Consider the following 10,436-nt stretch of genomic DNA (forward strand, 5'->3'; position numbering starts at 1 on the left):
GAACACTGCCGTCAGACAACATGCAGTCAGACATGTCAATCTTGTAGTGACCAGGCTTCATGTTGATGATGTCGCGTTTGCCATTTTTGACAATAGCATGATAAAAGTCAACGTCTTTATTGTTTTTATCTTCACCGATGAAGTGCATAATTACAGGAGAGGAAGCGGAATCGAATTCCGCATCGGTTGCACCGATGAGGAATTCGACCTTATATTTGCTTAACTGTTTTACTCTTTGGTCTTCCGTTTTTGTTGTGCTACTGTTTACGCTATTTGCTCCGCAAGCGCTTAGTGAGCAAGCTAATCCAATTACAGTCAATGAAGCAATTGTGATAGATACAACTTTTTTAAGAGTTAAAGACATATTAGAGTGAATGTTTTTATTGCTACTTAAGCTCTGTGACATGTTATATCCCATTCTCATCATTTGAATTTATTACTATAAGAGAGTTATTTTCATATCGTCTTTATAATAAAAACTTTAAATACTCTACGCTTTAACACGTCAACACGCAAATATAAGCAGACCAATAAAGAAACATGCCAATAAAGAAACATACCGATAAAGAGTTTAAGAACTTATTTTTGTAAATTGTCTAAATAATTTACTTTTGCAAATTAGCTTAAATTACTATTTATAAATTATGTATCACTTTTATTAAACAATGCTTACTAATATTACTAACTAATGCTTACTAATCCAACGAAAATTAGACTATTTCAAATAACGAAATTAGATTGTTTTATATAACAAAATTATACTATTTCAAATAACGATTATTTATGATAAAAAAAATATAGGAACTCTTCGTAAAGCATATCGATTGATTCTATAAGAGGGAGATGACGATGAATTTAAAACTGAATTTCAAATATCTAAGCCTCTTTCCTAGTTGTAACTATCTACTATAAACAAATGTATGTGAGTGTTAGTTATTATGAAATAACGCATGCAAAGAAAGGATGTGATTATGACTGAGCGATTCACAGACGAATTAAAAAATGAGAATATTGAAACATGGAATGCTGCAATTCATCATCGTTTTGTTAATGAATTAGTTGAAGGCACGATTCCAGATGCTGTGTTAGCTGGATATTTGATTCAAGATTACAGATTTTTAGATAGTTTCTTAGCTTTATTGGGTGCTGCCGTTACAACAGCAGATAGGCTTGATAGTAGGCTTGTGTTCTCTAAATATATTGGTGAAGTAGCAGGAGATGAGAATACGTATTTTGTGGATGCGTTCAAAGAGTTTAATACTCCTGAATCTTTTAGGAATAATATTCCTGATACTGAATCTACTCGTGAATTTAAGAAGATGTTTTTAGATGCAGCTCATAGCGGTCATTACGCTGCAGTTTTAGCTGTATTAAATGTTACTGAATGGATATATATTACTTGGGCTTCTAATGCTGAAGGCAAGCGACCTGAGCGTAAAGTTCATTATCAATGGATTGATTTGCATGATTACGCTGGTTTCCACGATTTTGTTGGATTCTTGCGTAATGAATTAGATCGAGTTGGACCCGAGGATTCGAAAATAGCTCGTGAATATTTTGCGCGCGCTGTGAAACTTGAGCGTATGTTCTTTGATAATTCTTATGAAAGTCCTGCAGAAATCTGATTGAACTAATACTGATTGAACTAATACTATACGCAGTTTTGCATTACTATTATTTACGTAAAGACCGGTATCTACGTGTTTCTTAATTTGCGTATTTACCGGTTTTTGCGTTTTTACGTGTTTACGTGTTTTTACGGTTTTGTGTAAAATTTATTGCTATATTCTTCTATAAGGCAATTTCGTAAAATTTATCATAAAATTTATTGTAAAATCTTTTGTTGTACTACCTGTATAGCCTGATTATTGCACTATTTTCGCTATTTTTCAGGCGTTTTGAGGCGTTTATATAATATTCTGTTATTTTTTCTAATTATAGTTTTTAGTAATTTTACAGATATTTGATGCATTTTTTATTATATTTGCATTATTTTGGCTTTAAATTACTCCTATATTTCAATGGTTTTCAAGTGTAAATTTTCCGATAGTCGCAAATTTGAAAAAGAAGCGTAATTTTTTAAGTGCTTACGTAAATAACATGTAAACTTAAGATTTTTTAACTGTTAATTAAATTTATTCGGTGGGGGGGGGTATTGGCTTTATTTAGCCATTTTATCTTATTGAGAATGGTTCGCATATGGCATTTTATGCCTTTTAAAAGCATAGTTGAAAATTTTCTGTTACATAAAAAATGCTAGAGTCTTCGGAATATATTTCTTCTACGTCTTAGCGCGTTTTAGGAATATGTTCATATCCATTCGAGAGGAGATTGCTATGAAGTTCAATAGAACGTCATACTTGACTCGGTTAGCCGCATTAAGCGTAGCTACTGCTACGTTGATTGTGCCACTTTCTGGAGTTCCTTCTGCTTATGCGCAGGATTCTTACTCAGGTGGCGCTAATTTGCAATCGGAGTCACAGCAAGAAATAGAAAAAGCAGTTAAAAACGCTTCCAGTAAGCCTTTAACTCTTGATGAATTGCGTCTTAATCCAAATGTTGCGAAAATTTTGGATGAATCAAAGAAATATTCAAATAATAATGAATTGAGTTCAACTGCTCCTGTAAAAGTTATCGTTACTCTTAAAAATCAGCGTCACTTAGCATCTGATTTTGCTGAAAGAGCAAATAAAGCTAAGCAGAATGATTTACTTTCTACTTGGAAAGACAAGTATAGTATTACTGTTAATCGTCAACTCGGTTACTTAGTTAATGCTTTCGAAGCAACTCTTCCTGAAAATAAGATTCAAGCGTTGCAAAATGAGCCTGAAGTTGCTTCTGTAGCAAAAGAGCGCGTGTATTATCCTCTTGAAAATACAGCTAGAACTCTCGAAGGCGTAACAAAAGCTTTTGAGCGGAAGCATAAAGATCTTGACGGTAGAGGAATGTTAGTAGCAATAGTCGATACTGGTATTGATGTAAACCAGCCAGACATGAAGTTGACTAACAACTCTAATCTTAAGATGCAACGTAGAGCAGCAGATTTGTGTGGTTCTACTGAATTCACTGAAAAAGTTCCTGACGGTTACAATTTTGCTGATGAAAATTGCAATGTAAAAGATGCAGGCAAAGAACAGCATGGTATGCATGTTGCGGGTATTGTGGCAGCTAATGGAAAAATTAAAGGTGTTGCTCCAAATGCCCAACTTCTTGCTATGAAAGTATTCTCGAATGATCCTGACAAGCATGGTGCTGACGATGCTGATATTGCTGCTGCAGTTGAAGCTTCTGTGAAACTTGGTGCTGACATTATCAACATGTCTTTGGGTTCTGACAACGGTATGAGTGGTATGTCAAGTGTTACTGGACTAGCTCTCAAGCATGCTCGCGAAGCTGGTATTCTTCCAGTGATTTCTGCAGGTAACTCTGGTTTGAATTTCTCTGCTAGTGGAACAACTGACGATGCGTTTGGTAAGTGGGATGATGGAACTTTAGGAAGTCCTGCAGCATTCAATGAAGCGTTTAGCATTGCATCTGTAGAAAACAAGGTAATTACTGCTTCTAAAGCTACTTATTATGCGAATAACAAGTCTAAAGATTTCGTATATTCTATTGCTACTGGAAGTGCAGATGGTGGAAAGCATGAAATTGTTTACGCAGGATTAGGTAGAACTCCGGATAATGGAGGCGCAGATGATTTCAACGGCGTTGATTGTAACGGCAAATACGTTTTGATTCAGCGCGGAGAAATCTCATTTAAAGATAAGTTTAATAATGCAATAGCAAAGGGTGCTGCTGGCGTAATCATTTACAATAACAAGCCTGATGATTTATTCATAGGTATGGGCGGCTTAGAAAAGGTTAAGATCTTTGGTGCTTCAATCCCAATGAGTGTTGGTGAAGAAATAAAGACCGCAATTGAGAATGCAAAGAAGGATAATAAAAAGGTAGAGGTTTCGTTTAGTAATGGAAACACTGAAATACCAAATCCTAGTAGTTTGCATCCTTCAACATTTACTTCGTGGGGACCAACTCCAGAACTTGACTTCAAGCCTCATATTGCAGGTATTGGTGGAAACGTGTGGTCTACGCAGAACGGAGAAAACAATTATATAGGCATGTCTGGTACTTCCATGGCTGCTCCTAATGTTTCTGGTCTTTCTGCATTAGTTATGCAAAGTTACAAGAATCGTTTCCCACATCTTTCTGCAAAAGCACTTGCTACGCGCGTTGAACAAGCGTTGATGAATACTGCTCAAGTTCTTAAAAATGATAATGGTGTTCCATATGCTCCTCGCCAAATTGGCGCTGGCTTAGCGCAAGTTGATAAAGCTGTTGAAACTAACGTTATTGCAACAGTAGATGATACTGATAACGCTTATGCGCAATTGCGTCAAGTTAATGGTCCACGCACTATTAACGTAAAGTTGCATAATATTGGAAAAAGTGATGCTCAATTTGATATTCCAGATAATCAAGTTATAAATGAGTCTAATGAAGCTGGGCAAAAAACTGTAACATCATTCAGTAATGAAAGCTTGACTACTTTATCAAAGCATGTTCGAGTTGCTCCTGGTAAAACAGAAACTGTTAAATTTACTCTTAATCCTAAGACTAACGGAGATCATTATGTTGAAGGCTATATTGGTTTTGAGTCAACAACAGAAGGTCAACCAAATTTGTCTGTTCCATATTTAGGATTTGTGGGCGATTGGAATAAAGAGCCAATTATAGTCGACCCTAATAGTACTTACAGTAGTGATATTCCTGCAACAACAAAACTTGTTTCTACACTTTATGACAATAATTTGTTTGGTAAAAGTGTCATGAAAGTAAACGCTGAAGGTAAAGAACTCACTCTTGGAGCATTTTCTCCTAATGATGATGGAATACTGGAAAGCGTTAAGCCATCTATTGCAGTGCTAAGAAATGCTGAACGCGTGAATTATTATGTTTACGATAAAGACGGCAAAAACCTTGTTATAGATTTGGGTGACGATGATTATCTAAGTCGCACAAATCTTGGAAAGATGGATGCTAATGGAGCCCGTAGTAGTTCTAATGGTACTTGGGATGGTAAAGTTTGGGATCCTAAGAAAGGCTTTGTTGTAGCTAAGGATGGTTATTACACATATCGTATTAAAGCTCAGCTTTCTAAGGATTTCCCAGCTCAAGAGTATGACATGAAGTTTGCTCTCGATACTACTGGTCCTACTATTAAAATTTCTGATCGAGATGAAAACGGTGATGTCACTTTCACTATGCATGATGATTTAATTGGCACGCCAACTGCTCCGTCTATTACAATGGACGGTGATGAAGGTCATCAGTTGAAATATGATACTAGCCAGAATTGTAAGGATTCGGAAGGTGGTCATACTTTAACTTGTAAGATTCCGATAGATCCTTCAGCAAAGTTCATTGTTGCTAAGTCTTTTGACAATGCTTTAAATGCAAATGCTGTAGCAAAAGTGTTCAATAAGCTGAATAGCGCCGGCAAACCAGATGGAAGATCTAAGATTGTTGTTAATAATCAAGATTCTTTAACTACTAATACTTTGACTCCTAGGGATTATAAAGTTAAAAAATATGGTGATGATAAGTACTACTTGATTTTAAGTGGTTATCTTTCTGATGATGTGAAGTCGCTTCGTCCAGAAGTAGCTCATGGAAAGTGGGATCAGCACGATAAGTCTAATTGCGAAACAGGCGAATTTAAGATTGACAGTGAACATGCAACGTTTGTCTCATTTGTACCTCTTAAAAATGGCGATAACGTCATTAAGATAAGTGGATTGGATGCAAACGGAAATCCGATAGCTCATACTAAAAAGTTCACTGTGAAGTTCAACGAGAAAGCTCCTGAAATCACTGTTACTAACCTTAATGCAAATAAGCACTTAGATGTTGCTACAGACGGAAAAGTGACTATTAAAGGTAAAGTTAGCGATGATCCTGGTGATAAGTTGACTTTGAAGATTGAATATCAAAAAGTTGCTGATGGCGCTGATGAAGCAAATTCAGTTTCTGACGAAGTCACTCTTAATAATGGAGAATTTGATACCACTATTGATCCGGATGCAAAAGCTGCAACTGTTACTTTAGTTGCTTCTGATGGAGCAAATAATACTACTTTGACGGTTCCGCTTGAAGGTCGTTCTGAACCAGAACAAGAAAATAGTGATGAAAATACTCCTGAAGTTGGTGAGGATGAATTCAGCATTGACAAGGATAATTTGCAAGAAATTTTCAAATATAACTATGTTGTTTCTGCAAATAATCCAAGCAAGGATTCTGTGAAAGTAACTGGTAATGCAGGTGAACTTATAACGAGTATTAAATTCGTAAAGAATGAAGTTGGAACAGACAAGCATATGCAACTTGTTTCTTATGAAGCAAAGATTGATAAAAAGAAGCACACTTTTGAAGTTGAGCTTCCAATGCATGCGGGTTTGAACGACTTTAGACTTGAAGTAGAAAAGAAAGATAGCGTAGACGATGATGACGATGACTCAACGACACTCATCAACACTCCTTTGCGTTTCTACTTCGCTGTCGCTGCTCCTAATGTAACTTTCAATAATCCTACGCTTTACGGTCACACATTATTTACAAATAAAGATTCTGTAAATCTTGCTGGTGAAATAAGTGATGACGCATTTGGATACTCGCTATACATTAACGGTAATACTGTTAAGCGATTCTTCTCGATTCACGCTGGTGGAGAAGGTGTTAATAAGCGAGCATTCTCTAGTGATATTCATGTTGATAATGGCGACCTGATAAACGTTCAGTCTTCTAATCAGATTGCTTCTTCTAAGATTGGACTTATTCCGGTAGTTCTTGATCAAGAAGATCCAACAGTTAATATTGGTTTGAGTGATGATGAGGATGTTAAAGAGCCTGACACAAGGAAGATTTACGTACATGTAACTGATCCAAATCTTAAGTCTGTGAAAGTTTATATCGATAATAAGTTAGTTAAGACTGAAGAAACTGACTTAAAGCAGACTAAGATTGAAGACAATATGGTTGATACTAGCAATGTTCGTAATATTCCTACAGACGCTGATAAACCTACGAATACAGATATGAAGCTGTATATTCCTACTGCAGGTTTGAAGAAGGGTGATCATACTCTTCGCGTTGAAGCTACGGATTATGCAGGTAATGTAACTGGTGATACTAGCGATAATGCTGGCAGTGGAGTATCTCGAGCATTCAAAGTGACACAGGATTCTACAGCTCCTGAAACTCCTTCTGAGCCGGGTAAGAGTGATGGTTCTACTCAGACTGATCCTGAGCCTGGTAAGAGTGATGGTTCTACTCAGACTGATCCTGAGCCGGGTAAGAAGGATGGTTCCACGCAAACTGAACCAGAGCCTGCGCCTGGTAAGAATGGTCCAACTCCTGTTACTGGTGATGGTGGATCTACTCCAACTGATCCTGGAACTCCTTCTGAGCCGGGTAAGAGTGATCCAACTCCTGTTACTGGTGGTGGTTCTACTCAAACTGATCCTGAAACTCCTTCTGGATCTTATTCAGGCGCAAGTAGTAGTGAAGAAACTGGTTCTGGATCTTCTGAATCTTCAGCTCCTTCTGCTCCTTCATTCGATGGAATACAGTCTGATTTGAAGGTTTTGACTGTTAATGAGTCTAATGGAGTAAATCATCTGAATACTGGTCGTATGAATCGTTTCCACGTAAAAGGTAATGATTTTACAGATGGTGAACACGCATACGCATTCATTTACTCTGATCCTGTGCGTCTTAATGGTGAAGGCAATAATGATTACGTAACTATGCACTCTGAGGAGGGCGGTTACTACTTCGATGCATTCATTCCTGAAGGATACGAAGGTGAGCATACAGTTTTGTTGATGAAGGGTAATACGCAAGTAGCTTCTGCTAAAGCGGTTGCTGCTTCTGAAACAAAGTCGAGCGGTTCTAGTGATTCTGAAGGTAATTCAGATAATGATTCGAATGAATCTGCTTCTCGCTCTGGATCTCGTTCTGAATCTCGCTCATTCACTAAGGGATCTAAGTCTAGAGTTGCTCATACTGGTGTAAACATTGTGTCTGTAATGACTATGATTATGGTACTTTTGACTGGCTTCGTGTCTGTTCTCAGTGTACGCATGTCTAAAGTGTTTGTTTCCAGAAAAGCTGATAATTTATAAACTAATATTTAATTAAGTATTAGTTCAAGAGAATCAAAATGCTCCTCATCTTTATGAAAGGTGGGGAGCATTTGCTTAATTAGTGATTATTAAGTTATTGTGCAATAAACCAAATTATTATTACGATACTTAATAATAATTTTTGAAATAAAACAAACTTGCTATTTGCGCAAACTTATGCATCGAGATTAGACTGTGTTCCTGCAGTTTCAGCAGTTGCAGCTTGCTCTGCTTGAGCTGCATCGAGTTTAGCGCGAACTGTTGCAAGCAAACCTTGTGCGCGCTTTGCTAAAGCTTCACCTAATTCCCATTGGCGCATGGATTGATCTAGTGTTAAACCTCCGGCTTCTAAAGCTTGAACAGCTTGAATTAGTTTTTCGCGAGCTTCTTCATAAGGCATTGATGCAATATTCTCGCGTTCTTCATCTGTTAGAGTACTTGCTTGCTTTACGTTTGCACCCATTTTTTCGCTTGATTGTACAGACTTATTTGTATCTGATTCTTTTCCCATAATTATTCCTTATTGTTTTTTATTGCTCATTATTATTCTTATTGCTTATTTTATAAATAGATTTTACTAAATAATAAATTTAGCAATTTGTTAATGAGCTTAGATGTTTTAATTGCTTATTTGTTTTTATTACTTGTTTTAGGGCTTTTATGATGTAATTGCATGTATTTGTTTCATTAAATTGCTTCCTCTACTCCTTTTACAGTGCTAAACACAATTCCGCTTTTCAAAGTAACAGTAATTTCATCGCCAATTTTAGCTGAACTTGCGTTATCTAAAACATGACCATTTTTCAATTGAACAACAGCATATCCGCGATTCAATGTAGATTGTGGGCTTAAAGCAGTAAGACTAGCGTGAGCCTTTTCAACCGTTAAACTCGCATCATCTAAAATGCGAACTAAACCATTCCTCATACGTTCTACAGATTGTTCTACAAATCTCTCATGAGGTTCAAGCATAGTGCTTGGATTGGTAAGGCTTGGACGATTAGCATAACCTTCTACAAGTCTAATTTCGCCTTCAACTCGAGCTTCAACACGCATACGCATATGTTGTAATGCGTTATCAATCAGCTGCCATTGTTCTAGAACATCTGGAACTACTCGCTTAGCTGCATCTGTTGGTGTAGAGGCTCGCAAATCTGCAGCTAAATCAATTAAAGTCCAATCATCTTCGTGACCAATTGCTGAAACTATAGGCGTGATACATGAAGCAGTTGCGCGGACAACTCCTTCGTCTGAGAATCCAATCAGATCCTCAAAACTTCCTCCGCCGCGAGCAACAATAATAACGTCAATATCAGGGTCTGCGTCAAGTTGTTTAATTGCAGCAATAATATCAGATGGACATTGCACTCCCTGTACGTGAGCGTGAACAACTTTAAAACGTGTTACTGGCCACCTTAAATTCACGTTTGTAATAACATCGCCTTCAGCTCTGGCTTGCGGTGCGCAAATCAAACCAATGCATTTAGGGAATTCAGGCAATTGTACTTTATTTTCTGCATCAAATAAGCCTTCTCCCTTGAGTTTTTTACGTAATTCGTCAATTTGAGCTTTTAAATCTCCATCTCCAACACGACGTATGTCGTCTGCTACGAAACTTAGTCGTGTTGCTTTAACCCAAACCTCAGCTTTTCCATGTACTACGACACGATCTCCTTGACGTAAGCCTTGAGCTTTTTGAACGAATTGAGAAAATCCCATTACAGATATAGAAACATCTTGATTGTTATCTCTAAGAGTTATGTAACCTGAACTAGAACGTCGAAGATTTATTTCTGTAACTTGTCCTTCAATCCAAGCTTCTGGCCATTTTGTAGCTGCATCATGGAATTTTTGGCTGATTATATGTACCGGCCAAGGATTTTCTGGAGTAGTTAAAGCTGCTCGCTCAGGAATTTGATTTTGTTTTAGCGTTGTAATTGACGAATTCATAATTATAAGCTTGGTTGCTAAGAGGGACAAGTTGAAAGCACACTGTGCTTTCAACCTTGAGCAAGTCCTCTCGCATTAAGCTCGTTGTGTTTGGTGGTTTGTTGGTTGTGTGTTTGTTGTGGTTGATTGCATTCATGCAATCAAGAGTACTTGCGTTGAAAGCACACTGTGCTTTCAACCTTGTGCAAGTCCTCTCGCATTAAGCTCGTTTGAAGCGCGAGCTTTGCTTTGTTTTTAGTGTGTTTGCGTGTTTGTTGTGGTTGATTGCATTCATGCAATCAAGAGTACTTGCGTTGAAAGCACACT

General features: G+C 37.2%; 5 protein-coding genes. 2 read left to right on the forward strand and 3 right to left on the reverse strand.

The genetic code is table 11. The annotated features are described in order from the left end of the window. Positions 1-406: hypothetical protein (locus tag HMPREF3230_RS06540; protein WP_196489649.1), on the reverse strand; the 406-nt coding region annotated here is incomplete at its 3' end. Positions 407-971: 565 nt separating this feature from the next. Here HMPREF3230_RS06540 and HMPREF3230_RS04615 point away from each other — a divergent pair. Both HMPREF3230_RS04615 and HMPREF3230_RS04620 read left to right on the forward strand, forming a co-directional pair. Beyond that, a complete protein-coding gene (locus tag HMPREF3230_RS04615; RefSeq protein ID WP_082266290.1) occupies positions 972-1,625 on the forward strand; it encodes a TenA family protein in 654 nt (217 codons plus the stop codon). 711 nt (positions 1,626-2,336) lie between these two features. After that, on the forward strand, positions 2,337-8,180 hold the full coding sequence (locus tag HMPREF3230_RS04620) for a S8 family serine peptidase (protein WP_075523776.1): 5,844 nt from the start codon (positions 2,337-2,339) through the stop codon (positions 8,178-8,180). Between the two features lie 175 nt (positions 8,181-8,355). On the opposite strand, the gene HMPREF3230_RS04625 is transcribed toward HMPREF3230_RS04620, so the two are convergent. Beyond that, a complete protein-coding gene (locus HMPREF3230_RS04625; protein WP_075523780.1) occupies positions 8,356-8,643 on the reverse strand; it encodes an exodeoxyribonuclease VII small subunit in 288 nt (95 codons plus the stop codon). Positions 8,644-8,867: 224 nt separating this feature from the next. Then, the gene (gene xseA, locus HMPREF3230_RS04630) at positions 8,868-10,130 is read right to left on the reverse strand and encodes an exodeoxyribonuclease VII large subunit (RefSeq protein WP_075523777.1); all 1,263 of its coding nucleotides are present in this window, start codon (positions 10,128-10,130) and stop codon (positions 8,868-8,870) included. Positions 10,131-10,436: the final 306 nt, after the last annotated feature.

Origin of the sequence: Gardnerella vaginalis (assembly GCF_001563665.1) — a bacterium.
GTDB lineage: Bacteria > Actinomycetota > Actinomycetes > Actinomycetales > Bifidobacteriaceae > Bifidobacterium > Bifidobacterium vaginale_A.

Bases quoted from the DNA above. Each gene is read 5' to 3' on its own strand.
- HMPREF3230_RS04625 (WP_075523780.1), bottom strand. From the start codon at position 8,643: ATGGGTGCAAACGTAAAGCAAGCAAGTACTCTAACAGATGAAGAACGC.
- HMPREF3230_RS04620 (WP_075523776.1), top strand. From the start codon at position 2,337: ATGAAGTTCAATAGAACGTCATACTTGACTCGGTTAGCCGCATTAAGC.
- HMPREF3230_RS04615 (WP_082266290.1), top strand. From the start codon at position 972: ATGACTGAGCGATTCACAGACGAATTAAAAAATGAGAATATTGAAACA.
- xseA (WP_075523777.1), bottom strand. From the start codon at position 10,130: ATGAATTCGTCAATTACAACGCTAAAACAAAATCAAATTCCTGAGCGA.